Genomic DNA, 24,508 nt, shown 5'->3' with positions numbered 1-24,508 from the left:
ATCCTGTCCCCGCTACTACGAGAAGGCCCCGGAGATCATCTCCGGGGCCTTTCTCCTTCTCTGACGATGTCTCCCTCGTGCCGATGCGCCGGCTGGTTGCCCATGACCCCGGGGCGCGCTTCTCTTCCTCGATACCGTCGAGTTCTCGCGGTCCGCGCGGCCTCTGTTTCGTGCCCGATGCCCGGACTGTGCGGCGAGCTCGATTCCGGGCCCAGTGGCGGGCGCCGGCGGTTCCGGCCCGGATCCGCGCTCCTCCTGGTCGCCGGGCGCGTGGATCGGTCGCGTCGCACCGTCGCTCCGGAAGTCCGTGCGCGAAGGGCAAATAGCTAGCTATTCGAATGGGTTGGTGCGGCACCGAGGGCCGCGGTCTCCGATTCGGACGCGAAAAACCTCTCTGAACAGGAAAATTGGACGCCGTATATAGAGAGGACGGTAAATTGCATCCGTGTAATTCAGCGGCCACCGGCCGGGCGCAGGCGGAGGAGCGTGAAGTGTTTGTGCTCGATGCCGGAACGGTCAACGGGCAGTGGCGTTCTTGCGAGCCGGGCACCGGTCCGTCGCCGCGTGGCCACCCGGGCGGGGGTGTCGTCGGTCCGAGGGCGCGCAACGGTCACGCCGGCCGTCGGCGTCGGCTGCCGGAGATCGCGCCGGACGCTGGACAAGAACCCGGCACGATCGGGAGGATGGCGTGCCATGCCCTCGAATTTCACGCTGAAGGCCACCAACGCGGCACACCGGGCGCTTCTGTGGATCAGTGGCGGCAGATGGGGTACCGAGTTCTACGGGATGCCGGTGCTCGAACTCACCACGACGGGGCGCAAATCCGGCCGTCCCCGGGCCGTGATGCTGACCGCGCCCATCATCGAAGGCGACGAGTACATCATCGTCGCGTCCCGCGTGGGTGATCCGGCCCACCCCGCGTGGTACTGGAACCTGCGTGAAGATCCCGCGGTCGAGATCTCCCTCCCGGATGGCCGCCGCATGCCGATGACCGCCGCCGTCCTGTCCACCGAGGAACGGGCCGGGCTGTGGTCCCGCATTGTCGCCGAGTATCCGGTGTACGGCGACTACCAGAAGCGCACCACCCGTGAGATACCGCTTGTGCGACTCCGTCCGCGGAGCGTATAGACGGCGTGGTCCTCGACCCCAGTGCGTGCTGCTCTTCCGGCGGCCGATCGATGTGGTGAACGAACTCGCGCCCGGTATCGAGCATCGTGCCGATACCCGGCCCCAGGCCGCCACCTACGCCCGCCGCCGGTGGCGGGCCGGCGGTCAGGCGTTGCGGGTCAGGGTCGGGGGCGCCGGTTCGGGCTCTCCGGCCGGTACCGCGTCGGTCATGATGTCGCGCCACCAGGAATCCAACCGGCTGGGTTCGGGCCAGATAACCGGAGTGTGCTCGGAGTTCAGTTCCACGTCGTGCTCCTCGGGGCCGGTGTTGTCGTCGGGCATCCTTGCCTCCTGTACGCGTGGTGACCGGCGGATCACCGCGTGCACAGCACGCCGCCTCGAATGCGCCCCCGAAACCGGTTCGCCGGGAATTCCCGCGACCGAGCAACGAGGTGACAGCAGTTCGCCGGACCCGCCCGGTACCAATCTGCCGCAATTCTAGCCTTTTTCGATCGTGCTGCCCACAGATTCGCAATCCGGTGAAATCGATGATTTATCGGAGGTGCCGGTCGGCGGATACGCGGTATGCTGGATAAGTCTGTGCGAGAACAGGTTCCGGGGCTGTGGCCCGGACCGCACGGGCCGGGATCGACAAAACGACCGGTTTGTAGAATGTGCCGAATGTATTACGCACTGTACTCGCGAAATCTTGAATTAATGCCGGTGTAAATGTTCTTTCATTTGCTCGTGCATTCTGCCGGTACCATGTGAAATCTCGGTGAAGAGCGGATACCGCCTCGCGGCTACACCGCCTGCACGCGGCACCGCGGGCCGGGCTCGCTGAGTACACTGCCGGACATGTCGGTGGCGTCGTCACGGTCGCGGGTTCCGGGTGCGGTGAACGGCTACGAGGCGCGCTGGGAACAGCACAACACCGAGCGCCGCCACGCCATCCTGCGGGCCGCGGTCGAACTGCTGGAGGAGAAGCCGCCCGGGGCCGAGATCCCGGTGCGCGAGATCGCCGCCCGGGCCGGTATCGCCAAATCCGTCGTCTACCGCCAGTTCGGTGGCCGGGAGGACCTGGACCGCAGAATCCGGTCCTATCTGATCGACGAACTCGGGGCGATCCTGGATGTACAGCTCGACGTCTCGTCGGGATCGGTACGCGAGATCATCACCCGGACCGTGCGCGCGGTAGCGGACTGGATGGGCGACCATCCCAATCTCACCGCGTTCGCGCGTACCGGCCCGCCCGCCGGTGGACCGGACTCCGTCGACGCGATCAGTAGTCTCAAGGCCCGGATCACGGAACGGTCCCGGGAGCTGATCGAGGCCATCGCCCGGATCGTGGGTGTGGACGCCGCGGCCCTGGAGCCGGTGCCCTTCGCGGTGGTGACCATGGTCGAGGGTGTGCTGGCGGCATGGGTCGCCGAGCCGCAACCGCGGCGCACCCGCGCCGAGATGGTCGCGGATCTGTCCGCTTACTCCTGGTACGTCCTGGACGGTGCGGCCCGCGCCCTGGGTGTGGAGGTGAACCCCGACCGGGACCTGGCCGAGGTGATAGCCGGGCTCGGCGGCGCGAAGTAGCGCCGCGGCCCGGGCCGGGCCGAACGTCGTCGGTCGGCCCGGCGTACCGGGTCAGGCCACGGCGGGCCGCACCCGGCGTTCCGGTTCGCTGCGGTAGCGCGAACGGTCACCGTCGATACCCAGCGCCTTCCACAGGCGAGTGGTGACCGGGTTCATCAGTCCGAGCTCGTCGGCGAGAGTGCGCATATCGCCGAAATAGCCGGCCAGGATCCCGCGTGAATGCGGACTCCGCCAGAACGCCTCCCGCATCACCTCGCGCGGGATATCGAAGCGGCGCGCGAAATCCGGGGGCGGCGCCATGATCTCGCCGGCGAGCCAGCGCAGCGCCAGCGGGAAGGTGGCGCCGCAGATCGCGGTGGGCACCGGGCCCAGTTTGGCGATGTGGGCCCGCAGGAATTCGCCCGCGAAGGAGATGTGCCGGGCTTCTTCGGCGATATGGATTTCCATGGTCCGCACCACCAGCGGCGGCAGATTCGCGCCGTTGCGGATCATCGCTTTCTGGTAGTGGTCGATGGGTTCCTCGCCGCCCAGGATGCCCAGGAACAGCACGACGTGCGCGTAGCCACCGGCCACGCCGATGAACGGCGAGAGGGCGCGGAAGAGCGGGCGCATCCCGGGTACATCGTCACCGATGCGATTGACCAGTTCCTGGAACATCTGGATGTGATTGCACTCTTCGGTCATCTCGTGCAGGCAATACCGGAATTCCGGTGAGCCGTTCGGCAGTTTCGCGATGTACTGCATCATCCCGCGGATCAGGATCGTTTCGAAGGCCGCGCCCACCTTGATGGCGTTCGCGATCCGCCAGCGCCCGATCTCGATCTGTCGTTCGACCGGCAGCTCGCGGTACCAGCGGGTGGCGCCGAGCGGGTCGTAGTCGGGGGACAGTACCCAGCGTGGATCGTCCCGGTCGAGTGCGAGCTCGGGGGCATCCCACTCGATATCGAGATACGGGTCGAAGCGGCGGTGCACCGAGCCCTCCGACAGCGTTTCCAGCGTCTCGCGGTATCGGGCGTCCAGTTTCGGAGCCCGCGGCAGAGTCGACGGCGTCATCGGTGCCTCCTCGTGCGGTATGGCGTACATCTCTCGGTCCCGAATTTACCGGTACTCGAGGTCTCAGTAAATAGCGCGTCGGCAGGCGACACCTGATCGTGCTGTACCCGGCCGGTCTCAGGAGGTGACGGTGTCGGTGTGCACGCGGATCGTCTCCAACGTGTCGCGGGCCGGATGGAAATCGAGAATCAACAGCGCGGGGCCCGCCGGGAGGTCGGCGCTTATCGTCACCGAGCGGCCGGCGGCCAAGGTTTTGCCCTGGCGCAGCCCGCGGGCGCGGACGGCGAACTCCGTCACGCCGATCGATTCACCCGACCACAGCAGGACGGTCTCGCGGCCACCGGTGAGGGCGGCGAGGGCCGAATCGTCCCCGGCGGTGGCGGCCGCGCACAGCCGCTGCGCTATCCGCTTACCGGTGCGGCCGATGCCGGTGCACGCCCGGGCCATCCCGGCCAGACCGCCGATGCCCTGATTGCGCAGTAGCAGCGCGCCGAGCCGGGTGCCCGCCCGCAGCCCGGCGAGCCCGGTTCCCAGCAGTTGCCCGATCATCGGCAGCAGTTCCCAGTAGGCGGCCAGATGGCCGATACGCAGCCGGCCGTCCTCTTCGGCGACCTCGTACCGCAGATGCATGGGAACCCGGACCCGGGCGCCGCTCGCCATGGTGATCGTGATGGAGAGATCACGCAGGACCGTCGCCGGTCCGGCGAAATCGTGCGCGACGTCGAAGACGATCTCGTTGGGCGCGATGAAGGTGTCGTAGAAGCGGGCGATCGCGTCGTATCCGGTATGCGGCGCCGAACCGACCGGATCGTTGACCACCGCGTCGCGGGTGAACAGCCCCACCCAGGCGTCCCGATCGTGGGCGGCCACCGCGCGGGGTGAGGCCAGTACGGCGTCGCGCAACTGGGTGGCGGTCGGGTCCAACGGCACGGTGGCTCCTTCGGGTCTCCGGATTCGGCGCCCATAGTAGAACAGGTTCTACCAGTGGTCGTTGCCTGCCGACCTGCCTGCTTGTGAAAATGTCGGTGCCGTGCGGCATCATCTGTGCACGCAGCTATTCGACGAAACAGTGAGATTGCCCGGAGTGCGCCATGCCGTCGCGAACACCATCGAACGCGAAGCCGAAACCTCTGTCCGACAACGACCTCGAGCAGATCGCCGCGGAGATCGAGGCGGGGCGCCCGCCGATGGTCTGGTTCACATCCGCGGCGGTGGGGGTCACCGAGGGGCGTTCGGGCAAGGTCGTCTCGCTCGGTGACCCGGCCGACGGCGACTTCCTGCAGATCCGGCCCACCGGTTCCAAGGATGTACTGTCGTTCGGTCCCACCGAGGTCACCCTCGTCAAACCTCCGCGGGATCGGCCGGCCGCCCCCGCGCCCGCGCCGAAATCCGCGCCCGAACAGAAGGAAACGTCCGTGACTCCCGCCGCGTCCCCGTCCGCGCCCACCGCCGCGGCCAAGAAACCGGCCGCCGATACACCGGCCGCCCCGGCGCCGAAGGATCCGGCCGCCGATACGAAACCCGCTACCGCGCCGCGTACCCCGGCCCGGGCGGCCAAGGCCCCGGCCGCCCGCAAGCCGAAGGGCCCCGAGGTCACGGTCACCATCAACGGCACCGCCGAGGGCGAATGGACCGTCGATGTGACCAACGGCAAGAAGCGCACCACGCGCGCACTGCCGGTAACCGGCCCGGCGGTCGCGCAGGCCGCGAAGCTGCTGCACCCCGAGGTCGCCGAAGTGGTCGAGGGTCTGCAGGAATCGGTCCGCGGCGCGCAGGAGGCGAAGGTCGCGCAGTTGCAGGCGGAACTGGAACAGGCCCGCAAACTGCTCGAGGAACTCTCGGACTGAGACCGGATCAGACCGCGGTTTCGCGGGGACGCCAGCCCTGCTGGATCGGCTCGGACGGCGCATGCCGGATCGTGTCGTGGAACATGTAACCGAAACCGCGGCGCTTGGCCAGATACATGGCCGCGTCCGCGTCGCGGATGAGGTCGTAGACGGTCGCGTCGATATCGCGGGGGCCGCCGCACGCCAATCCGATACTGGCGGTCAGCGGCACCTCGCCCGTACTCAGCGGAAACGGCTTCATGAAGATCCCGAGCAGCCGTTCGGCCATACTCGTGGCCTCGTCCCGGTCCAGCGGTGCCAGCACGATGAATTCGTCGCCACCGTACCGGGCCACCACATCGTCGCGCCGGACCGCGGCGCGGATCCGGGCGGCCGCCTGCACGATCAGCTCGTCACCGACCGTATGGCCGTAGCTGTCGTTGATCGTCTTGAATTCGTCGAGGTCCACGAACAGCAGGCACAGCGGGCGTTCCGCCCAGTCACGGTGATCCCGGTGCAGCACCCGCAACAGCGCGGAGCGGTTCAGCAGGCCGGTGAGCGGATCGTGATCGGCCTGGTACTGGGCGCGCCGTTCGCTGCGGGTACTGCGGCCGATGGCACGTTCGCTACGGACCAGCAGGCCGACGAGCAGCAGGGCCAGGACCGTGGACACCACCACCTGGTCCAGTTGGCTCAGCGGTGCGCGCGCCACCGGGACGAGTGAGGAAACCACCAGGGCCACCGCGATCACACTGGCCCGCTGCCGGGAATGGTTGGGCCCGACCGCGCGCCGCTCGCTCACCGTCGCCATGGTGGGATGCAGGGCCGCCGCACCGAAAGCGGTGAAGGCGCCGAGCAGCGGCAGCAACAGCAGCACCGGATCCGTGGTGAATGTTCCGGCGGCGGCGAGCCGGAGACCGATCTCGGTGAGCAGCGCGAAGGCCAGTCCGATATGCAGCAGCCGCAGCGCGGTTTCCGAACGGCTCGAGGTCGCCAGTGAATGCGCCAGCAGGGTCAGCAGCAGTGCGTCGAAGACCGGATACGCCACCACTGTGAAGGTGTTCATCCGGCCGTCGACCGAGTGCAGGACCGGCGCGATGAGGAAGATCCAGGACGCGAGCACGGCGCCGAGCCCGATCAGTCCCGAATCCAGCAGGACATCCGGGTGCGCCCGGGTCCGCCGCGGCCGCAGCCACAGCACGGCCGCCGCCCCGGTGGCCAGATATCCGGTGAGGGTGCAGATCTCGTCGAGAGGGCTGGACGGCGTCGAGCCGAATTCACGCAGGACGGTGCCCAGGGTGTACGGCACGATGGCCGCGGCCAGCAGGTACCACGGCAGCGGATGGGCCGGGGTGTGCCGGCGCACGCCGAATCCCGCCACCGTCACCGCGGTCAGTGCCGCGAGCAGGGTGGCGGTCACGGACAGCAGCGAAGAACCGAGCACCAGGGGTATCACGGCCAGAACGCCGACGGCCGTGAAAAGTGCTGCACAGAGAAACTTCCGGTGGAAAACCTGTCGTCCTGCACCCTGCGAGTCGCTGATTATCATCAGCCCCCCTTTAGTCGCTCCATTCCCGGTGAAATCGAGCCGCTTCGCAGGTCTGGGAATCCTTGTCTGTCGTGCTCTACCAACCCATCGAGCGGCGGCTGACGAAACCGAGTTTTCCTGTACGAGGGGACGTCCGAGCCGGACGCGAACGTTCGGCCGTCAAACCTGGACTATGGGTCCGATGATGACACGCAGTGTCGAATTTGTCGCTGTCTTGGCACAACAACGTCGTAACGGCTGTCCGGCCGGTGGCGGCGTCGCGCGAACCGGCAGGTCCCGGCTCGTACGGTGGTCGGGTGACACAACGCGAGGAGAGCACCGATTCCCGCCGTCGCTGGGCGGCGCCGGGCCGGGTCAATCTGATCGGTGAGCACACCGACTACAACGACGGTTTCGTCCTGCCGATCGCGATCCCGCTGGCGGTCACCTGCGCCGGGTCGCGGCATCCCGACGATCTGGTCCGGGTGGCGTCCCGGCAGCGCCCGGGGGAGCCGGTGCGGTTGCCGGTCGGGGCGCTGCGCGCCGAACGCGATCTGGTACCGGGATGGGCGCGCTACCCACTCGGTGTGGTGGCGGAGTTCGGTCGCCGCGGCCACGAAACCGGCGGCCTGGACCTGGAATTCGACGGTGCCGTCCCGGCGGGTGCCGGACTGTCGTCCTCGGCGGCACTGTGCTGCGCGACCGCGGTGGCGGTGCGCGATCTCTGCGCGCCGGCGGTGCCCGACCGGGAACTGATCGATATCGCCCGCGCCGCCGAGAACGACTATGTGGGTGCGCCGACCGGGATCCTGGATCACGCCGCCTCGATCCTGTGTACCGCCGGGCATGCGCTGTTCCTCGACGTCCGGGCGTTCCGTGATACGGAAACCGGTGGTTATGAGCAGATCCCGTTCGATCTGTCGTCGGCCGGGCTGCGCCTGCTGGTGATCGATACCGGGCAGACCCATGAGCACGCCGGTGGCGGCTACGGTGACCGCCGGGCCGAGTGCGCGGCGGCCGCCGAGGCGCTGGGCGTGGCTTCGCTGCGCGATATCGGCGATGTCGACCGGCTGGCCGCTCTGGCCGATCCGGTGCTGTACCGGCGCGCCCGCCATGTGGTCACCGAGAACGACCGGGTACGCGCGGTTGTCGAAACTCTGCGCGGCGGCGCCGATCCACGCGCCATCGGGCCGCTGCTCGCGGCGGGACATGTTTCGCTGCGTGACGATTTCGAGGTCTCCACCGAGGTACTGGACGCGGCCGTGGACGCGGCCGGGTCGGCGGGGGCGCACGGTGCGCGCATGGTGGGCGGCGGTTTCGGCGGCAGCATCATCGCGCTGGTGGATACCGAGCGGGCGGATCGGGTCCAGGAGACGGTGCGGCAACGGCTGACGGGTATGGGGTTCGGCGATTCGCGGACGTTCGAGGCGGTGGCCTCGCCGGGGGCCGGACCGGCCGGGTGACCTGAGCCGGGCGTGGTCGCGGCATCGGCAGACCGGCGCCGCGGCATCGGATGCCGCGGCGCCGGTCCGGCAGTGAGCGTCGAGCGAGGAGCCGGACAGTCTCAGGCGGTCGCGCGCACCCGCCGGACCAGGCCGACGACGATATCGACCACCAGGAAGGCCAGCAGGCCGACCCCGAACACCGGGGCGAACCAGCCGATCACAGCGGCCGCCACCAAAACCGGAACAGCCAGCGGAATCGACCTGCGCAGCGCTCCCCGGGCCGGTGGCCTGCCGAAGGAGAACCATTCGGCATCGCGGGTGGGACGGCGCCGCCACCACATGAGATACCCGCGCACGATCACGGTGACCAGTCCGATCGCGGCGGCCAGGAGCAGGAGCTGGTTGAGCAGACCGAACATCAGGCCCATATGGAGCTGGATACCCCAGTTCGCGAGTTTGGCCATCAGGGGCCAGTCGGAGTAGGGGAGCAGGTCGACCACCGCGCCGGTGGCGCCGTCCACGGAGACCGAATCCGCGCTGAGCACTCCCGGTAACCGGCGTTCCTTCACCACGAAAGCGGTGCTGTCATCGGCGGGGACCGAAATCTCGGCCGGCCCGGTGACACCCGCTTCGCGGGCGGTGTACTGGACTCGATCGAGCTGCCGTATTCGTTCGGTGGGCACGGTGTGGGTCGTGGTGGCCCCGGCATCGTGATGGCCGCCGTGATCGGAGTGGGTTGTCGCGGTGGCGCCTGATAGCGCGGTATCGACGACCGGAGTCGTCCACGCGAGATTCTCACGGAGCTTGTCGATATTCGCACCCGCGTACGTCGACCAGGTGAGACCGGTCGCCGACAGCACCAGCGCGGCGGGCAGGATCCACATACCCACGACGGCGTGCCAGTTGAGGCGTCGTTCCCGCGCGCCCTGGGCGAGGTTCGGCGCGAACAGCCAGCGCGCCGAATTGCGCTGCCGCCGGGCGCGGACGCGGCGGACCCAGAGTACGAGCCCGGCCAGCGCGATGAGCCACAACCAGGAGGCGGCCAGCTCGGAGTAGAGCCTACCGGGTTCTCCCAGGTGCAGATGCCGGTGTACCTGGGACACCCAGGTGCGGAAAGGCAGGGCGCCGGAACTGCCGTACACCACCTCCTCACCCACCGGACGTGCTGTGACGGGGTCGATGAAGACCGACCGGCGCAGGGATTCGCCCAGGGCCGGATCGGTGAACAGGACCCGCGTGGTCTCGCCCGCCGTGGGGGCGGGTGAGACGGCGTCCAGGGTCAGATCGGGTCGCTGGGCGACACCGGCGGCCACCTGTTCCGCCAGCGGCCTGGCCGGTCCTTCGGAATCCACGAACAGCACATCGCGGTCGACGAAGTTCTCGATCGTCGGCGCCATCGCGTACAGCCCGCCGGTGAGCGCCGCGATCAGCAGGAAGGGCCCTACGAACAGACCCGCGTAGAAGTGCAGCCGCAGCGCGAGTCCGCGTAGGGCGCCCGTCTTCCGCGGTGGCGGAGACGGGGTCGTGGCTGTCGCCGGGGGTTCCGGCGTGGTGGGGAGTTCAGTTGTACTCAACGGTCATACCTGCGTCCTGAATCGGCCGGCGCACGGCCTGAGGTACCGGCGCGCGGGAACCGGGCCGCGGGGACGCGGCATCCGTGAGAGCCCGATGCGCCGGGTAGGGGAAATTCCGGCAGCGATCGGGACGGCGGCGTAGGGCTACGCGACGGTCGGGCTGCCGGATGGATCAGATCAGGACGGCGCCGGGTGGGCCGCGGGTGCCGACGGCACCGAGCACGAGGATCCGGGGTACGACCCGGTCTCGATGGGTGCGGCGCGAAAGCCGGGGCCCGGCGACGATCGGGAGCCGGGTCAGGACCGGTAGCAGCCGGGCCAGTGCCGCGACGGCGGCCCGGTAGGCGGCTTCGGCGCCGCGCACGATGAGGGCAGCCACACCCGCCACGACGATATGCGCGGCGATCATGCCCGGCGTGAGCTGCAGATCGCCGTGATGCAGATGACCGGAACCCCAGCCCAGGCAGATATGGCCGAGCAACTGTCCGGCGGTGAGTGCGGCAGGAAGCCCGGCGGCGCCGGTCCGCAGCGGACGTAGCCCGGCGACCAGCGCGCCGAGGGCGGCGGACGCCGCGGCGAGCAGCATGATCGCCGTACTGTCCGGTACCGCGGTGGGCGCGGCCCAGCCGTGGGCGGCCACCGATACGGCGCCGGAGATCAGGCCGGCCACCGCACCGCGGACGCGGGCGGCGTCGCGATGACCCGCCCCGGGGGCGGAGCCGAACCTGATACGCACGCGGTGATGATATCGGACCGCGCCGGTCGCCCGGAGCGGCTCAGCCCTCGGGTTCGAGTTCGATCAATGGTTTGCGCAGCAACTTGCCGGTGGCGTTGCGTGGGAGTTCGTCGAGGAACACCACCTCGCGGGGAACCTTGTACCGGGCGAGGTTCGCCTTCACATAGTCCTTGATCTCCTGGGCGTCGCGGGCGGAATCCGGCCCGGGGACCACCACGGCACGCAGCCGTTTGCCGAACTGCCGGTCGTCCACACCCACCACGGCCGCCTCCAGGACGTCGGGGCGGTTCGCGATCAGATGCTCGACTTCCTGCGGGAAGACGTTCTCGCCGCCGGAGACGATCATGTCGTCGTCGCGGCCGTCGATGAACAGCAGCCCCTCGTCGTCCAGATGGCCGACATCCCCGCTGGACATCATGCCGTCCACGCTCTCCTTGGTGCGGCCGTCGGTATAGGCCTTGAAGGCGTGCGGATTGTCGATGAAGATCGTGCCGGTCACATTCGGTCCGGTGATCCGTGTGCGGTTCTCGTCGTAGAGCGCGATCCGCACCCCGACCGGCGGCCGCCCGGCGGTGGACGGCGACTTCCGCAATTCCTGCGGGGTCGCCACCGTGATCACCGCGCATTCGGTGGAGCCGTACAGGTTGTAGAGCACATCGCCGAAATGCTCGCCGGTACGCACCACGACATCCGGCGGTATCGCCGACCCCGCGGCGAAGATCACCTTCAGCGAGGAGACGTCGTAGCGGTCGAGCACCTCGCGCGGCTGGTCGAGTAGCCGCTGCAGCATGGTGGGCACCACGACCAGCGAATCCGCGCGGTAGCGGGCGATATTGGCCAGGGTGCGCTCGGGATCGAATCGGCGCTGCTGGAAGACCACCCGGTTGCCCAGGGCCAGCCCCAGCGAGAACTGCGACAACCCGGTGCCGTGGAAGATGGGCGCGGCCATCACCATGGTGCCCTCCGCGGGCAGCGGCACCCGGTCGATGAACTGGGCCGACATGAACGGGCTGACCTTGTCGCGCGGGGCGCCCTTCGGCGTGCCGGTGGTGCCGCTGGTCAGGATCACCATGCCGCCGGGTTTCGCGGGTGCGGCCACGGGTTCGGTGGATTGCCCCGCGGACAGTGATTCGACGGTCGCGAGCGCGGGGTCGGCGTGATCGGATTCGTCGACCCAGGTGAGGATTCGCGGGATCTGGGCGGGCACGGCGCTCATCAGATCGAAGAACTCGCTGTCGTGCAGGATCGCCTTGACCTTTTCGCGTTCGGCGACATCGGCGAACTGCGGTTTGGCGAATCCGGTGTTCATCAGGACCGCCCGTAGCCCGAGTTTGTTGGCGGCCAGCATGCTCAACACCATGCCGCGATGGTCGCGGGCCAGGATCGCAACCACATCGCCACCGCGCAGTCCGCGCCCGGCGAGACCCCGGGCGAAGGCATTGGACTGTCGATCGAGGTCGCGATAGGTGAGTTCGCCCTGCTCGTCGACGATGGCGACCAGGTCCGGCCGGGCCTGCGCCGCGTGCATGATCACTCCGGCGAACGGGCCGAACCTGACCGCGTTGAGCATTGATTTCACGGCGTGGTCGGGCCGTAGCGGATCGAAGAGGCCGCGCCTACGCATGACGTTCACGGCGAGTGCGAGGTCGCCGGCTTTGCGAACGGGCCCGGGCAGCGACAATGTCATCGGTGACAACCTTCCGCGGTGAACCGCCCGGAACAGGCGGCCGACCTCCTCGAACTCCAGTGTTCGGCCAACCCTAACAACGCCGTACGCGGCCCCGGCGGTCATTGTCCCGGACAGCAATGAAACCGGGACCTCCGCTGTGAGAGATCCCGGTTTCGTCGCCGAACCGGCTGTCAGACCTCGTATTCCACGAGGACCCGGCGCAGCAGCTTGCCGGTGGGGTTACGCGGCAGATCGTCGAGGAAGACCACTTCGCGCGGCACCTTGTACCGGGCCAGGTTCTCCTTGACGTGGTTCTTGATCTCGTCCTCGGTGGGCTTGCGACCCGGTTCGGGCACCACGAACGCGCGCAGCCGTTTACCGAATTCCACATCGTCGACGCCGACCACCGCCGCGTCGAAGATATCGTCGCGCTCCAGCAGCAGGTTCTCCACTTCCTGCGGGAAGACGTTCTCGCCGCCGGACACGATCATGTCGTCATCGCGGCCGTCCACCATGAGCAGGCCGTCCTCGGTGAAATGGCCGACGTCGCCGCTGGACATGTAACCGTCGATGATCTGCTTGTGCCGGCCGTCGGTGTAGCCCTCGAAGGGCGCGCCGCTGCGCACGAAGATGCGGGCGGTGACGTTCTTGGCGGTGACGGCCTTGTCGTTGTCGTCGTAGAGCCGCACGTCGCAGGTCAGCGGCGGACGGCCGACGGTGCCGGGAGCCTTGGCCAGTTCGTGGGGCTGGGCCACGGTGGCGATGGCGACCTCGGTGGAGCCGTACAGGTTGTAGACGACGGGGCCGAACACCTCGGCGGCCTTGATGCTCAGCTCGGGGGAGAGTGCCGAACCGGCCAGCACGATGCCCTTCAGCGAGGACGTGTCGTACTTCGCGCGGACCTCGGCGGGCAGTTCGACCATCCGGTGCAGCATGGTCGGCACCGCGACCAGCAGCGAGGCCTTGTGATCGGACACCATCTTCAGGGTGGCCTCGGCGTCGAAGCGGCGCCGCATCACGATCTTGTTGGTCAGGCCGGTGCTCACCAGCCAGGTGCCCAGGCCGGTGCTGTGGAAGATCGGCGAGACGATGACGACCGTGCCGCGCTTCGGGAACGGCATCCGGTCCAGGAACTGCGCGGTGGCGACCGGGCTGGCCTTCTCGCGGGGGGCGCCCTTCGGCAGGCCGGTGGTGCCGCTGGTGAGGATGATGAACCCGCCCGGTTTGCTGGGCACGGGAATCGCGTCCAGGCCGTTCTCGGCGATCAGATCGTCGAGGGTCTTCGCGCCCGCGGGCAGTTCGGTGCCTTCGTCGACCCAGGTCAGGAATCGCGGCATATCCGCGGGCAGCGCGTCGAGCAGGCCCAGGAACTCGCTGTCGTGCAGGACGGCCTTGACCTGCTCCCGCTCGCAGACCTCGGCGAACTGCGGTTTGGCGAAGCCGGTGTTCATCAGCGCGATCTTCACGCCCAGCTTGCCGGCGGCCGCCATCGACAGGATGAGGCCGCGGTGGTCGCGGGCCAGGATCCCGATCACGGTGCCCTCGGTGATCCCGGCCGCGCGCAGCCCGTTGGCGATCTTGGTGGACTGTTCGTCCAGCTCGCGGTAAGTGAGCTCACCGCGTTCGTCGACCAGACCGGGCGCCTCGGGCGCGATCCGGGCGGAATGCATGATCAGGGTGGCCTGCGGGATATAGGTTTTGGAATCCTTCAGCGTCCGCAGGGTTTCCCCCGGATTCTTCAGATCGATGAAGCCGCTGGACTGCAGCAGCCCGTACGCCTTGACGACCTCCAGCGTATGCGCCAGGTTCACCCTCGAACACCTCCACAGACTCTCGCGTCGGCACTCGACCTAGCGATTCCGAACGGCATATCGGGGCTCACCGTAGCAGTGAAAGTGCGTCCGCTCACAACGTACGCTCCGGACAAAAAAGACATCTCGGTAACGATGAATTCCGGTCCGGACGGGGATGCGTGTCGAATACTCGACGCGCATCCCCGCTCCGACCAGGGCTGTTGGCTCAGTTGTAGATGGCTCCCATCGACGGGAAGGTGATATCGCCGCGCTGATAGGCGAACCCGTCCGGGTTCTGCGGGCTCACCGGAACGGGCCACCGATGCCACAGGCTGCCGTACACCGCGGCCACCACCATGCCCGGGCCGGGATCGATCACCCGGGTGCGGATGGTGGTGTCGGCGATGACGTCCATGTGCTCGGTGAACTGTTCCATCCCGCTGCGGCCGTTGGACAGGTTCAGCCACACCACGTCGAGCCGCGCGCCGGTCTGGTTGGGGGCGATCGTGCCCGGGCCACCGAAGAAGGCGAACCGGAAACCGTCGACGCTCAACGCCAGTCCGTTGCCGTAGAGGCCCTGGCCGCCGCCGCGGCCGATGGTGGATTCGGCCGGAACCTGGAACGGCTGAGCGGGCAACGCCGCTTCCCGCGTGGCGGTATCGACCCGGGGATCGTCGAGAAGCATGTCCACGGCCCGTTCGGCATCCAGATTGCCGATGGCGGCCTGGCGCAGTTGCTGAAGTGCCGTGGGCCAGTCGACCCGGGCGGGTTCGGAGGCGGCCTGCCCGGTGAGCAGGACGGTGGCCGCGGCCGTCGCGGCGAAGGTGGTGAGGAGCCGACGGGCGAAGCCCTGTGTACGCATAGACCAGTCTCCTTGCCGATACGGTGGTTCGGGGTGCGACTCGGTGAACGGTGCGTGCGGTGGAGCCGGTGGAACACGCCGGGCGCAACGGTGCCGGGCGGGGCGGAGCTGCCGGTCGTGCATCGGAACAGCTCGATCGACAACAGAGTGTCACTCCGGCCGCGCGGTGTCCAGAACCGCCGCGCGGCCGTCCGGACGGCGTTACCGCGTCGCCCGCCCGCTCCGGGTGAGGTGATCGCGCAGAACAGCGGCGCCGGATTCGGCGAGCCAGTCGTCCAAAGTACGCAGGCCGGGGTGGATCACCCGCAGCGCCTCGATATCGGCGTGCCAGCCGTGCCCGTCCCGCCAGCTCCGCTTCACTCCGGCGATCTCCGGACCGAGGGCGGCGGCCTCGTCGTCGGTGAGCTGCTCGTACCGTACGGCGATACCGGTGGCCTCGCTGATCGCCGCCGCGGCGGCGACCGGAGTCGGCTGATCACCGGCGAGCTCCAGGGTCCGGCCCGCGAAGCGGGACGGGTCGCTGAACGCGAGCATGGCGAATTCGGCGATATCCTCCACCGCGATGATCTGCATCGGTTGGTCCGGCGGAAACAGGTGCCGGTGCACGCCGTCGGCTATTCCGTCGATCGCCGCCACGGCCAACCCGAGATAGTTGATCATGAAACGGACCGGCCGCAGCACGGTGGAAACCGGGATGCGATCACGCAGATACCGCTCGATCGCGGACTTTCCGGCCCATCCCGGGGTGGGCGCCGTGGTCGTGGCGACGGTACTGAACACGACCTGTTCGATTCCCGCGGCCGCGGCGGCGTCGATCAGCGCCCGGCCCCGCGCGGCTTCGAGTTCGGTATCGCCGCCGTCCGGCCCGAATACCACCGGCGGCATGCCGAACAGGGCGGCGGCACCGTCCAGTGCGGGCATCAAGCTGCCGGGATCGTCGAAATCGCCGTAGACGAGCCGGGCGCCGGCGGCCTCCAGCGCGGCCGCCGCCGGGGCTTTCGTATCGCGGACCATGGCGTGCACCGATCGCCCGGCGGCGAGCAGGCGCCGCGCGGTGGCACCGCCCTGTTGGCCGGTGGCCCCGGTGACGAGGATCGGGGTATCGGTATCTATCGGGTTCTCGGTGGTCATGGCATCCGTTTCGACGGTGGTGGATACTGGCACGATCCGGAATGATCCGCCCGTTTCCGATTCCCGGACAAGGATTACGTGACATGACCACAGCAGCGCTGCCCGCCAATCGCCGGGCGGATGCCCGGCGCAACCGCGACCTCGTACTCCGTACCGCCGCGCGGGTATTCGCCGAGGAGGGGCCGGAGGTGTCGATCGGCCGGATCGCGCAACGCGCGGGTGTGGGCGCCGGGACGGTGTACCGGCACTTCCCCAGTAAGGAGACGCTGGTGGAGGCGGTGCTCTCCGAACACGTCGCGGGGCTGGCACGGGCGGCGGATCGATGGGCCGCGCGTGCCGCACCCGGTGACGCGCTGTTCGGATTCCTGCTCGAGGTGATCGAGAAATCGGCCGGTCACAAACAGATCTGCGATGCGCTGACCACGGATCAGAGCTGGCCGCACGCCGTGCTCGCCACCGCGGGCCAACGCTTCGGTGCGGCCCTGGAACGCCTGCTGCACAACGCGAAACGGGCCGGGGCCGTCGCCCCCGATGTCCAGGTCGCCGATCTGACCGCGCTGACCATCGGCGGTGCCGCGATCTGGTCGGCACACCGGAACCGGGCCCGCGGCGCGCGGCTGGTCCGGCAACTGCTGGACGGATTGCGAACCGTACCGGTCACGGAAGGCTCGCTCTTCCGTGACAACTCCCGGCCGATCGGTCACGAAACCCCGGGCGCCGCGCAACTCTGCGCCGAATGCGGGACCCGGCTCCCGGTCCGGGAGACGGGCAGACCGGCCCGCTATTGCGGACCGACCTGCCGTCAGCGTGGGCACCGGCGTCGCGGCCGGCCCGCCGCGACACCGGTCGCGATGGATCAGACCGCGGTGGCCCGTCAGTGAGGCGACGCCCCGGGCCGATCCCCGGTGACGGCGCGTTCCAGCAGTTCGTGCAGCGTCCGTAGCTCATGGGCGTCCAGCGGCTGCAGCGGTGAGTCCTCGGTGAGCCTGTCCAGCAGGGTTTCCCGTAGTCCGGCCCCGGCGGCGGTGAGCACGATGAGTTTGGCGCGCCGATCCGTGGGGTGGGCCCGGCGTTCGACGTATCCGGCCGCTTCGAGTTTGTCGACGACGAAGGTCGCGTTGGAGGGCTCGCAGCTCATTCGCTGGGCCAGATCGCGCATGGTCATGGGTCCGGTCAGTTCGCGCAGGGCCACGGCCTGCGGCGCGCTCAGGCCGAGCGGGGTCGACCGCAGCCGCACATGGTTCTCGATACGGCTCGCCAGCGCGTTGACCAGCCCGCACAGTTCCCGTTCCGCCGCCACGAGATCCGAAGCCGGTGTATCGCCCATGGGGTCATCCTAGCCGATGCGTGAAGTTGAAATAGTTGCAATTTGAATTATTTAAGCTTTAGGCTTCTGGGGTGTGATCGACCCTCGGTCACCGAACGATCCAGGAGCCCGCGCCATGTCTCTTGTTCACCAGGCCGATTCCACGGACAGCCGACAGGCCGGGTGGGTCGGCGCCGACCGGCTGCGTCGCCCGTCGCGGATGCGCTCGATCCGATTGGGAGAGACGACCGTGACCTACATTCCCGACGGTTCGGTCGGGCTGGCTCCGCGCGGCTGGCTCCCGGACGGCACCGAGGCCGATTGGGCCGCATATGCCGACCATCTCGACGAGAACGGGTACCTGGTCGCCGGAATAGGCGGTCTGCTGGTCGAGCGGGGGCAGCGCGCGCTGCTGATCGACGCCGGTATCGGACCGGTCTCCGTGCCCGACGATCCCGCGAATCCGTTGATCGGTGCGATCCGCGGTGGTGCGTTACCGGCCAACCTGGCAGCTGTCGGAGTCCTCCCGGAGCGGATCGAAGCGGTGGCCTTCACCCATCTGCACGGCGATCACATCGGATGGGCGGCCCACCGCGGGCCCGGCGGCGGCTCCGTGTTCGCCGCTGCCGACTATCTGATCGCCGAAACGGAATGGGCTCAACGGCATCCGTCCGCCGAACACGCCGTGACGGCCGAGATGCTCGAGGCGATGAGCCCGAAGGTCCGCACGGTCGCCGACGGTGCGGAGATATTCCCCGGCGTCAGGATGTGGTCGGCATCAGGGCATACCGAAGGGCATGCGATGTACTCGATCGACTCCGGTGGGCGACGACTGCTCGCGTTCGGCGACGCGTTGCACAGCCCGCTGCAGGTTCGCCATCCCCACTGGTCCTCGGGCGTCGATCACGACCGCGAGCAGTCGGCGCGAGAGCGCCGCCGGATCGTCACGGACCTCGCAGACAGCGGAGATCTGGCCTTCGGTAACCATTTCGCCGATGTGGTGTTCGGCACGGTCGCACGTGCCGCCGACGGCAGTACCGAGTGGGTGCCGCTGCCCTGAGCCGATACGCGCTGCCCGCCGATGACGGCCCGCGGGCGGCCCGAAAGCCGACGAACGCTTCGCGCCGGAAAACGCGAAACCGGTGTGGTACCCCCAGCGGACCACACCGGTTTCACCTACCCCACCCGCCTACTTGAGTTCGGCGCTGCTCTTGCCCAGGACCCGGCGGGCCACGATGAGCTGCTGGATCTGCTGGGTGCCCTCGAAGATGTCGAGGATCTTGGAATCGCGACCCCACTTCTCCAGCAGCAGCCGCTGCGAGTAGCCGACGGCGCCGGCCAGTTCCACGGACTTCAGGGTCACATCGGTGCCGGTGCGGCCCGCCTTGGCCTTGGACATGGAGGCCTCGAGCGAGTTCGGCTTCTTGTTGTCGGCCATCCAGGCCGCCCGCAGGGCCAGCAGGTAGGCGGACTCGTAGTCGGCCTCCATCCGCAGGAATTCGGCCGCCGCGGCGTGCTGGTTGTTGGGCGGGGTGTCGTAGGAGATCTCGATACCCGCGTCGGTGAGGATGGTGCGCAGTTCCTCGAGCGCGGCGCGGGTGACGCCGATCGCCATGGCGGCGACCATGGGGCGGGTGTTGTCGAAGGTCTGCATGACCCCGGCGAAACCCTTCTCCACGTTCACTTCCGGGCTGCCGAGGATATTGTCCTTCGGGATCCGGCAGTCCTGCAGCAGCAGGACGGCGGTATCGGAGGCCTTGATGCCGAGCTTGTGCTCGAGCCGGGCCACCGACAACCCCGGGGCGTCACGCGGGACCACGAACGATTTGATGGCGGCGCGGCCGAGGCTGCGGTCCACCGACGCCCACACCACGATATGGGTGGAGCGTTGGCCGGCGGTGACGAAGATCTTCTCGCCGTTGAGCACCCATTCGTCGCCGTCGAGGACGGCGGTGGTGGTGACCGCGGCCGAATCGGAGCCGAAACTGGGCTCGGTGATCGCCATCGACGCCCACACCTTGCCGAACCGCTCCAGCTGCTCGTCGGTGGCGACCGCGGCGATGGCGGCGTTACCCAGGCCCTGGTACGGGATGGACAGCATCAGCCCGACATCACCCCAGGAGGTTTCCAGGGCGTTGAGCAGCGCGGACATATTGCCGCCGTTGGCGTTGAGGAGCACCGCGGTGCTGGGCGCCTCGTCGTCGGACCGGCCGCCGCTGGCACCGCTGATCTTCTGCGTGCCGGAATCGCTGAGCCCGTCGACCATGGCGGCCATGGTGTCGAGCTCCACGGGATACTCGTGCTCGCCGAGGTCGTACTTACGGGAGATGGGCCGGAAGATCTGCGCGGCCACCTGATGCGCCTGATTGGCACTGGCCCGCAGCTTCTTGGGAAGTTCGAGATTGATCATGGAAAGTCTCCTGGGAAGGACTTCGTCGCTCTACCGCAGCTCCCTGTTCGGGGCCCGTCTCGGATCTGGACTGACGGAGCGGGGGAGCGTAGCGGAGGAGCGGAGGAGGGAAGATTCGAGACTTCGGGGGCCCCGAACCCGCGCCGCCGGAGGTGGCGCCAACTACACGAGCACAATGCCTTCGGCGATCGCGATACCGCGCAGGTCGCGGTACCAGCGTTCGACCGGGTGTTCCTTGGTGAAGCCGTGCCCGCCGAGCAACTGCACACCGTCGAGGCCGATTTTCATGCCCTTGTCGGTGGCGAGTTTCTTGGCCAGCGCCGCCTCGCGGGCGAAGGTCAGGCCCTGTTCGGCGCGGGCGGCCCCGCGCAGCGTCACCAGACGCAGGCCGTCCAGCTCGATGGCGATATCGGCGACCATGAAGGCCACGGCCTGGCGGTGACTGATCGGTTCGCCGAACGCCTCCCGCTCGTTGACGTAGGGGATCACGTAGTCGAGCACGGCCTGCCCGGTGCCGGTGGCCAGCGCGGCCCAGCCCAGGCGCGCCAGCTGAACGGCATCGCGGTAATCGGCGGCGTGCTGTTTGGCATCGCCCTCGCCGAGGATCGCGTCGACGCCGACGGCGACATTGTCCAGCACCAGCCGGCCCAGGCCGGCGGCCCGCAGACCCATGCTCGGGTCGGCTTCCACCGAGAGGCCCTTGGCATCGGATTCGATCACGAACAGGGCCGGGCGACCGTCGAGTTCGGCGCCGACGATGAAGATCTCGGCATCGGCGGCGGCCGGGACCAGGCTCTTCACCCCGTTGAGCCGGTAGCCGCTGGGGGAGCGCACGGCCTTGGTCTGCAGGCTGAAGGGGTCGAACAGCGCGCGCGGTTCGCTGATCACCACGGAGGCCTGGGGGACGTTCTCGCCGGTGAAGGCGGGCAGGTAGGTCTGCTGCTGAGCGTCGGTACCCCACTGGGAGAGGGCGACCGCGACACCGCTGGGCGCCAGCAGCGGCAGGGCCAGGCCCATATCGCCGTGCGCGAGTGCCTCGGCCACCAGTGCGTTGGTGACGGCGCCGCGTTCGGTCGCCGCGCCCTCGAGCTCCTCGGGGACATTGATCAGGGTGATACCGAGTTCGGCGGCGCGGCCCAGCAGATCCTTCGGGGCCGCCGCGGCCTCGTCGGCGTCGTGCGCGGCCGGGCGCAGGATCTCGGCCGCGAACTCACGCACTGTCTCGACGATCATCTGCTGTTCGTCGGTGGGGGTGAGATCGAAGTAGTCCTTGGTCTTCGACTCGTTGTCGGGCAGGCGCTTGGGGGTGCCGCCGCCCGCGACCTTGTTGAACGCCCGGGTGGCCGCGCCGAGAGTCCGGAAACCCGTTTTGGTGCTCTCGTAGGTGACCCGGTCGATCTGCTTGCGCAGGTTGTACTTCTCGGCGAGCTCCGAGCCGGTGATCGTCGACATGACCCGCATGGCGGCGCCCATCCAATCCCGTTTGGGTTGGTGCAGGCCCACCCCGTTCTCCTGGCGGACTCCCGTATCAGGACGCCGCTTGGTAGCGCTGTCTCGAATGCTCATCGTCACCTGTTTCCTCGCGCGGGGTGAAGGTCTGTCCCCAGCTATCTTACTGCGGAGTAAGGCTATCTTACTGCGGAGTAAGAACGGCGTCGAGGGCGTCTTCCGTCCTGGTGAGCGGACAGGCCGGGCGCGAACACGACCGCCCGCCCCGGGCGACGGGGCGGGCGGTCGTGCGGGGCGGTGCCGGAGCCTTCCCTTACTCCCGCACGTACCAGCGCAGAGTGGCGTATGCGGTGAGGCCGGCGAACACCACACCCACCGGCACCACCATCAGCGCGGTGGTGAAGATATCGTCGAAGGTGACCGCCGGGAAGACATTGCTCGCGAACAGATCGCCGAGGGCGCGGTCGATGACCAGCGGCCGGGCCGCGAACAGGCCGATCGTGGCCAGCAACCCACCGGCCAGCGCGGCGGCCACCGCCTCCAGCAGGAACGGCAGCTGGGTGTACCAGCGGGTCGCGCCGACCAGTCGCATGATGCTCACTTCGGTGCGCCGTGTGAACGCCGCGATCTGGACCATATTGGCGATCAGCAGCAGCGCCGCGACGGCCTGCAGCAGGGCCATACCGAACGCCGCGTTGCGCAAACCGTCGAACAGGCTGACCAGCCGGTCCACCGTGTCCTTGTCGTTGCGGACCATGCCGACGCCGGGGCGTTCGTAGAACTCCTCGTAGATGGCCGGATAGAGCGAGGCGTCGCCCATCTTCACCCGCAGCGAGGCGGGCAGCGGGGTCTCGCTCACGTACTCGGCCAGCTCCGGCTGGTCTTTGAAGGTCTGTTCCTTGGCCTCGCGGATCGCCGCGTCGCGGTTGAGGTACTGCACGCTCTCCACCCCGCCGACCGAGCGCAGATCCGCCATCAGCGTGTGACAGGGCTCGGAGGCGCAGTCGGGGTCGGTCGCGGAGATGTCCTCGGTGAGATAGAGGCGGACTTCGAGCCGGTCCAGGAAGTATTGCTCGGTCTTGTCGGCGATCCGGATCGCCAGGATGCCGCCGCCGAGCATGGTCAGCGAGACCGCGGTCGTCAGGATCATCGCGATCGTCATGGTGACGTTGCGGCGCAGGCCCTCGGAGACCTCGCCCAGCAGGAATCCCGCGCGCATTACCGGCCCACCTCGTAGCCGCCGGTGGCCTGGTCGCGGACCAGCCGGCCCTCGTAGAGCTCCACCACCCGCCGCCGCATTCCGTCCACGATCAGCGGATCGTGGGTGGCCATGAGCACCGTGGTGCCCATGCGGTTGATGTGCTCGAGCAGCAGCATGATCTCGTAACTCGTCTCGGGGTCGAGGTTGCCGGTGGGTTCGTCGGCCAGCAGGACCAGCGGCCGGTTCACGAACGCGCGGGCGATGGCCACCCGCTGCTGTTCGCCGCCGGACAGTTCGCTGGGCAGCCGGTCGGCCTTGCCGCTGAGCCCGACCAGTTCCAGTACCTCCGGCACGGTCCGGTCGATGAACTGCCGCCGTTTACCGATGACCTCCAGCGCGAACGCGACATTCTGCGCGACCGTGCGCTGCTGCAGCAGCCGGAAATCCTGGAACACGCAGCCGATACGCTGCCGCAGTTTCGGCACCCGGCGGCCGGGCAGCCGGTCCACGCGGAAATCCGCGACCGATATCTCGCCCGTGGTCGGTATCTCTTCTTTGAGCAGCAATCGCATGAAGGTCGATTTGCCGGAACCGGACGGACCGATGAGAAAAACGAACTCACCCTTGTCGACGTGCACGGTGACATGTTCCAGAGCCGGTCGCGTCGAGGTCGGATACGACTTGCTGACGTCGCGCAGGGTGATCACGGGGAGTCAGTGTAACCATTCGATAACGAAGGCGCCGCGCGGCCGCTTCCCAGTGCTCAGGGGGGCGGTGCAACGACGGCGGGGACCTGATGGACCGCGGGTACCGCGGGTGCGGGCGTCGTCTTCGCCGGGGTGATGTCCTCCGGCTTGACGAACAGGTAGAGCACGAAGGTCGCGATCCAGCCCGCGGCCAGCATCACCGTCGACCTACGTGCGTGCATTGAGACCTTCTCGGCGCATAGCCGCCGCAACCCGGACCCGAAGTTCACGTCCCACCTCGAACTGTTTGCCCGGAAGTGTCCGGGCGACCATACGGATGTTCATCTGATCCACGGTCAGATCCTCCACGCCCATCACCGTCGGCTCGTCGAGCAGCAGCGGCTCGAGCCGGGGATCGCGGTAGGCCTGACCGCCCACTTCGTGCAGAACCTCGTTGATCCGCAGAATATCGGCGCTGGCCGCGACCGGCACATCGATCGCGGCGCGGGCCCAATCCTTGGACAGGTTGGTGACCTTCACGATCTGGCCGTTCGGGACCGTGATCACCTCGCCGTCGGAGTTGCGCAGTTTGGTGACCCGCAGCGTGACGTCCTCGACCGTACCCTCGGCCGGATCGGCGACACCGGTCACCGCGATCCGCACCACGTCACCGAACCCGTACTGGCGTTCGGTGATCAGGAAGAATCCGGCCAGAATGTCCTGGACGATGCGCTGCGCACCGAAACCGAGCGCCGCGCCGAGGACCGCGGCGGGCGCGACGAGTCCCGACATCGAGAAGCCGAGCCGCTGCAGCACCTCCATGGCGACCAGTACATAGGCCACGGTCAGTACGACCCACGTCAGTACCTGGGCGAGCGCGTGCCGGTGCTTGGCCTCCTCGGACCGCACCAGCGCGTCGCCACCGCGGAAGCCGGAGTCGATCCGCTGGGTCACCCGGTCGCGCAGGTAGGTGGCGAAGCGGGCGAACAGCATGGCGCCCAGCACCAGCAGCACGATCTCCAGGCCGGACGACCGTAGCCAGGACGTGACATCCGTGGACAACGAGGGCAGCGCCACGATCAGCGTCCGGGTCCCCTCCGAATACATGGGACAACCTGCTCTTCCACTCGCGCCGGATGGCCTGC

General features: G+C 68.3%; 23 protein-coding genes. 6 read left to right on the top strand and 17 right to left on the bottom strand.

What is annotated here, in order from left to right; genetic code table 11:
- The first annotated feature begins 693 nt into the window (after positions 1-693).
- Positions 694-1,128, top strand: a complete 435-nt coding sequence (locus ACWDU1_RS09515) for a nitroreductase/quinone reductase family protein (RefSeq protein ID WP_449997105.1) — start codon at positions 694-696, stop codon at positions 1,126-1,128.
- A gap of 144 nt (positions 1,129-1,272) precedes the next feature.
- On the opposite strand, the gene ACWDU1_RS09510 is transcribed toward ACWDU1_RS09515, so the two are convergent.
- Positions 1,273-1,449, bottom strand: coding sequence for a hypothetical protein (locus ACWDU1_RS09510; protein WP_449997103.1), 177 nt, complete (start codon positions 1,447-1,449; stop codon positions 1,273-1,275).
- A 507-nt stretch (positions 1,450-1,956) separates the two neighbouring features.
- On the opposite strand from ACWDU1_RS09510, the gene ACWDU1_RS09505 reads away from it, so the two are divergent.
- Entirely contained in the window at positions 1,957-2,694 is a 738-nt protein-coding gene (locus ACWDU1_RS09505) for a TetR/AcrR family transcriptional regulator (RefSeq protein ID WP_449997107.1), read from the top strand.
- A gap of 51 nt (positions 2,695-2,745) precedes the next feature.
- On the opposite strand, the gene ACWDU1_RS09500 is transcribed toward ACWDU1_RS09505, so the two are convergent.
- Together ACWDU1_RS09500 and ACWDU1_RS09495 are read right to left on the bottom strand one after the other, a co-directional pair.
- Positions 2,746-3,747 carry an AurF N-oxygenase family protein gene (locus ACWDU1_RS09500; protein ID WP_449997101.1) on the bottom strand — a complete coding sequence of 334 codons (1,002 nt, stop codon included), beginning with the start codon at positions 3,745-3,747 and terminating at the stop codon, positions 2,746-2,748.
- A 117-nt stretch (positions 3,748-3,864) separates the two neighbouring features.
- Positions 3,865-4,677: a nuclear transport factor 2 family protein gene (locus ACWDU1_RS09495; protein WP_449997099.1), complete on the bottom strand. Its 813-nt coding sequence runs from the start codon at positions 4,675-4,677 to the stop codon at positions 3,865-3,867.
- A gap of 161 nt (positions 4,678-4,838) precedes the next feature.
- On the opposite strand from ACWDU1_RS09495, the gene ACWDU1_RS09490 reads away from it, so the two are divergent.
- Complete coding sequence (locus tag ACWDU1_RS09490; protein WP_449997097.1) at positions 4,839-5,594, top strand: DUF6319 family protein; 756 nt, start codon at positions 4,839-4,841, stop codon at positions 5,592-5,594.
- 7 nt (positions 5,595-5,601) lie between these two features.
- On the opposite strand, the gene ACWDU1_RS09485 is transcribed toward ACWDU1_RS09490, so the two are convergent.
- Positions 5,602-6,993: a diguanylate cyclase gene (locus ACWDU1_RS09485; RefSeq protein ID WP_449997095.1), complete on the bottom strand. Its 1,392-nt coding sequence runs from the start codon at positions 6,991-6,993 to the stop codon at positions 5,602-5,604.
- Between the two features lie 425 nt (positions 6,994-7,418).
- Here ACWDU1_RS09485 and galK point away from each other — a divergent pair, with 425 nt between their 5' ends.
- Positions 7,419-8,564 carry a galactokinase gene (gene galK, locus ACWDU1_RS09480; protein ID WP_449997093.1) on the top strand — a complete coding sequence of 382 codons (1,146 nt, stop codon included), beginning with the start codon at positions 7,419-7,421 and terminating at the stop codon, positions 8,562-8,564.
- A 101-nt stretch (positions 8,565-8,665) separates the two neighbouring features.
- Here the strand turns inward: galK and ACWDU1_RS09475 are convergent, their stop codons facing one another.
- The 6 genes from ACWDU1_RS09475 to ACWDU1_RS09450 form a co-directional block, all read right to left on the bottom strand.
- Positions 8,666-10,120, bottom strand: coding sequence for a PepSY-associated TM helix domain-containing protein (locus ACWDU1_RS09475; RefSeq protein ID WP_449997091.1), 1,455 nt, complete (start codon positions 10,118-10,120; stop codon positions 8,666-8,668).
- A 172-nt stretch (positions 10,121-10,292) separates the two neighbouring features.
- A complete protein-coding gene (locus tag ACWDU1_RS09470; RefSeq protein ID WP_449997089.1) occupies positions 10,293-10,856 on the bottom strand; it encodes a hypothetical protein in 564 nt (187 codons plus the stop codon).
- Between the two features lie 40 nt (positions 10,857-10,896).
- A complete protein-coding gene (locus tag ACWDU1_RS09465; protein WP_449997087.1) occupies positions 10,897-12,543 on the bottom strand; it encodes an acyl-CoA synthetase in 1,647 nt (548 codons plus the stop codon).
- A 173-nt stretch (positions 12,544-12,716) separates the two neighbouring features.
- On the bottom strand, positions 12,717-14,336 hold the full coding sequence (locus tag ACWDU1_RS09460) for an acyl-CoA synthetase (protein ID WP_449997085.1): 1,620 nt from the start codon (positions 14,334-14,336) through the stop codon (positions 12,717-12,719).
- Positions 14,337-14,544: 208 nt separating this feature from the next.
- Positions 14,545-15,180, bottom strand: coding sequence for a hypothetical protein (locus ACWDU1_RS09455; RefSeq protein WP_449997083.1), 636 nt, complete (start codon positions 15,178-15,180; stop codon positions 14,545-14,547).
- A gap of 201 nt (positions 15,181-15,381) precedes the next feature.
- Complete coding sequence (locus ACWDU1_RS09450; protein ID WP_449997081.1) at positions 15,382-16,344, bottom strand: NmrA family NAD(P)-binding protein; 963 nt, start codon at positions 16,342-16,344, stop codon at positions 15,382-15,384.
- Between the two features lie 50 nt (positions 16,345-16,394).
- Here ACWDU1_RS09450 and ACWDU1_RS09445 point away from each other — a divergent pair, with 50 nt between their 5' ends.
- Positions 16,395-17,192 carry a TetR/AcrR family transcriptional regulator gene (locus ACWDU1_RS09445; RefSeq protein ID WP_449997079.1) on the top strand — a complete coding sequence of 266 codons (798 nt, stop codon included), beginning with the start codon at positions 16,395-16,397 and terminating at the stop codon, positions 17,190-17,192.
- Here the strand turns inward: ACWDU1_RS09445 and ACWDU1_RS09440 are convergent.
- Positions 17,186-17,638, bottom strand: coding sequence for a MarR family winged helix-turn-helix transcriptional regulator (locus ACWDU1_RS09440; RefSeq protein WP_449997078.1), 453 nt, complete (start codon positions 17,636-17,638; stop codon positions 17,186-17,188). The two genes, ACWDU1_RS09445 and ACWDU1_RS09440, sit on opposite strands and share 7 nt — an antisense overlap.
- A 115-nt stretch (positions 17,639-17,753) precedes the next feature.
- Here ACWDU1_RS09440 and ACWDU1_RS09435 point away from each other — a divergent pair, with 115 nt between their 5' ends.
- On the top strand, positions 17,754-18,677 hold the full coding sequence (locus ACWDU1_RS09435) for an MBL fold metallo-hydrolase (protein WP_449997076.1): 924 nt from the start codon (positions 17,754-17,756) through the stop codon (positions 18,675-18,677).
- A gap of 129 nt (positions 18,678-18,806) precedes the next feature.
- On the opposite strand, the gene ACWDU1_RS09430 is transcribed toward ACWDU1_RS09435, so the two are convergent.
- The 6 genes from ACWDU1_RS09430 to ACWDU1_RS09405 all read right to left on the bottom strand — a co-directional run bounded on the left by ACWDU1_RS09430 (position 18,807) and on the right by ACWDU1_RS09405 (position 24,470).
- Entirely contained in the window at positions 18,807-20,027 is a 1,221-nt protein-coding gene (locus ACWDU1_RS09430; protein ID WP_449997074.1) for an acyl-CoA dehydrogenase family protein, read from the bottom strand.
- Positions 20,028-20,189: 162 nt separating this feature from the next.
- Positions 20,190-21,599 (bottom strand): acyl-CoA dehydrogenase family protein, encoded by a 1,410-nt coding sequence (locus ACWDU1_RS09425; protein ID WP_449997072.1) that lies wholly within the window; start codon positions 21,597-21,599, stop codon positions 20,190-20,192.
- 190 nt (positions 21,600-21,789) lie between these two features.
- Complete coding sequence (gene ftsX / locus ACWDU1_RS09420; RefSeq protein WP_449997070.1) at positions 21,790-22,695, bottom strand: permease-like cell division protein FtsX; 906 nt, start codon at positions 22,693-22,695, stop codon at positions 21,790-21,792.
- Entirely contained in the window at positions 22,695-23,384 is a 690-nt protein-coding gene (gene ftsE / locus ACWDU1_RS09415) for a cell division ATP-binding protein FtsE (protein WP_357426386.1), read from the bottom strand. Before ftsE ends, ftsX begins: the two co-directional genes overlap by 1 nt.
- A 56-nt stretch (positions 23,385-23,440) precedes the next feature.
- On the bottom strand, positions 23,441-23,605 hold the full coding sequence (locus tag ACWDU1_RS09410) for a hypothetical protein (RefSeq protein WP_449997068.1): 165 nt from the start codon (positions 23,603-23,605) through the stop codon (positions 23,441-23,443).
- Positions 23,592-24,470: a mechanosensitive ion channel family protein gene (locus ACWDU1_RS09405; RefSeq protein ID WP_449997066.1), complete on the bottom strand. Its 879-nt coding sequence runs from the start codon at positions 24,468-24,470 to the stop codon at positions 23,592-23,594. The genes ACWDU1_RS09410 and ACWDU1_RS09405 overlap by 14 nt, the downstream gene beginning before the upstream one ends.
- Positions 24,471-24,508: the final 38 nt, after the last annotated feature.

It is taken from the genome of Nocardia sp. NPDC003345, assembly GCF_053589395.1.
The sequence above is the reverse complement of the archived record's forward strand: the minus strand, read 5'-3'. Positions and strand labels throughout refer to the sequence as shown.

What these genes read in the sequence shown, in the direction of transcription:
- ACWDU1_RS09515 (WP_449997105.1), top strand. Translation starts at nt 694, where the DNA reads ATGCCCTCGAATTTCACGCTGAAGGCCACCAACGCGGCACACCGGGCG.
- ACWDU1_RS09510 (WP_449997103.1), bottom strand. Translation starts at nt 1,449, where the DNA reads ATGCCCGACGACAACACCGGCCCCGAGGAGCACGACGTGGAACTGAAC.
- ACWDU1_RS09500 (WP_449997101.1), bottom strand. Translation starts at nt 3,747, where the DNA reads ATGACGCCGTCGACTCTGCCGCGGGCTCCGAAACTGGACGCCCGATAC.
- ACWDU1_RS09490 (WP_449997097.1), top strand. Translation starts at nt 4,839, where the DNA reads ATGCCGTCGCGAACACCATCGAACGCGAAGCCGAAACCTCTGTCCGAC.
- ACWDU1_RS09465 (WP_449997087.1), bottom strand. Translation starts at nt 12,543, where the DNA reads ATGACATTGTCGCTGCCCGGGCCCGTTCGCAAAGCCGGCGACCTCGCA.
- ACWDU1_RS09455 (WP_449997083.1), bottom strand. Translation starts at nt 15,180, where the DNA reads ATGCGTACACAGGGCTTCGCCCGTCGGCTCCTCACCACCTTCGCCGCG.
- ACWDU1_RS09445 (WP_449997079.1), top strand. Translation starts at nt 16,395, where the DNA reads ATGACCACAGCAGCGCTGCCCGCCAATCGCCGGGCGGATGCCCGGCGC.
- ACWDU1_RS09440 (WP_449997078.1), bottom strand. Translation starts at nt 17,638, where the DNA reads ATGGGCGATACACCGGCTTCGGATCTCGTGGCGGCGGAACGGGAACTG.
- ACWDU1_RS09435 (WP_449997076.1), top strand. Translation starts at nt 17,754, where the DNA reads ATGTCTCTTGTTCACCAGGCCGATTCCACGGACAGCCGACAGGCCGGG.
- ACWDU1_RS09430 (WP_449997074.1), bottom strand. Translation starts at nt 20,027, where the DNA reads ATGATCAATCTCGAACTTCCCAAGAAGCTGCGGGCCAGTGCCAATCAG.
- ftsX (WP_449997070.1), bottom strand. Translation starts at nt 22,695, where the DNA reads ATGCGCGCGGGATTCCTGCTGGGCGAGGTCTCCGAGGGCCTGCGCCGC.
- ACWDU1_RS09410 (WP_449997068.1), bottom strand. Translation starts at nt 23,605, where the DNA reads ATGCACGCACGTAGGTCGACGGTGATGCTGGCCGCGGGCTGGATCGCG.
- ACWDU1_RS09405 (WP_449997066.1), bottom strand. Translation starts at nt 24,470, where the DNA reads ATGTATTCGGAGGGGACCCGGACGCTGATCGTGGCGCTGCCCTCGTTG.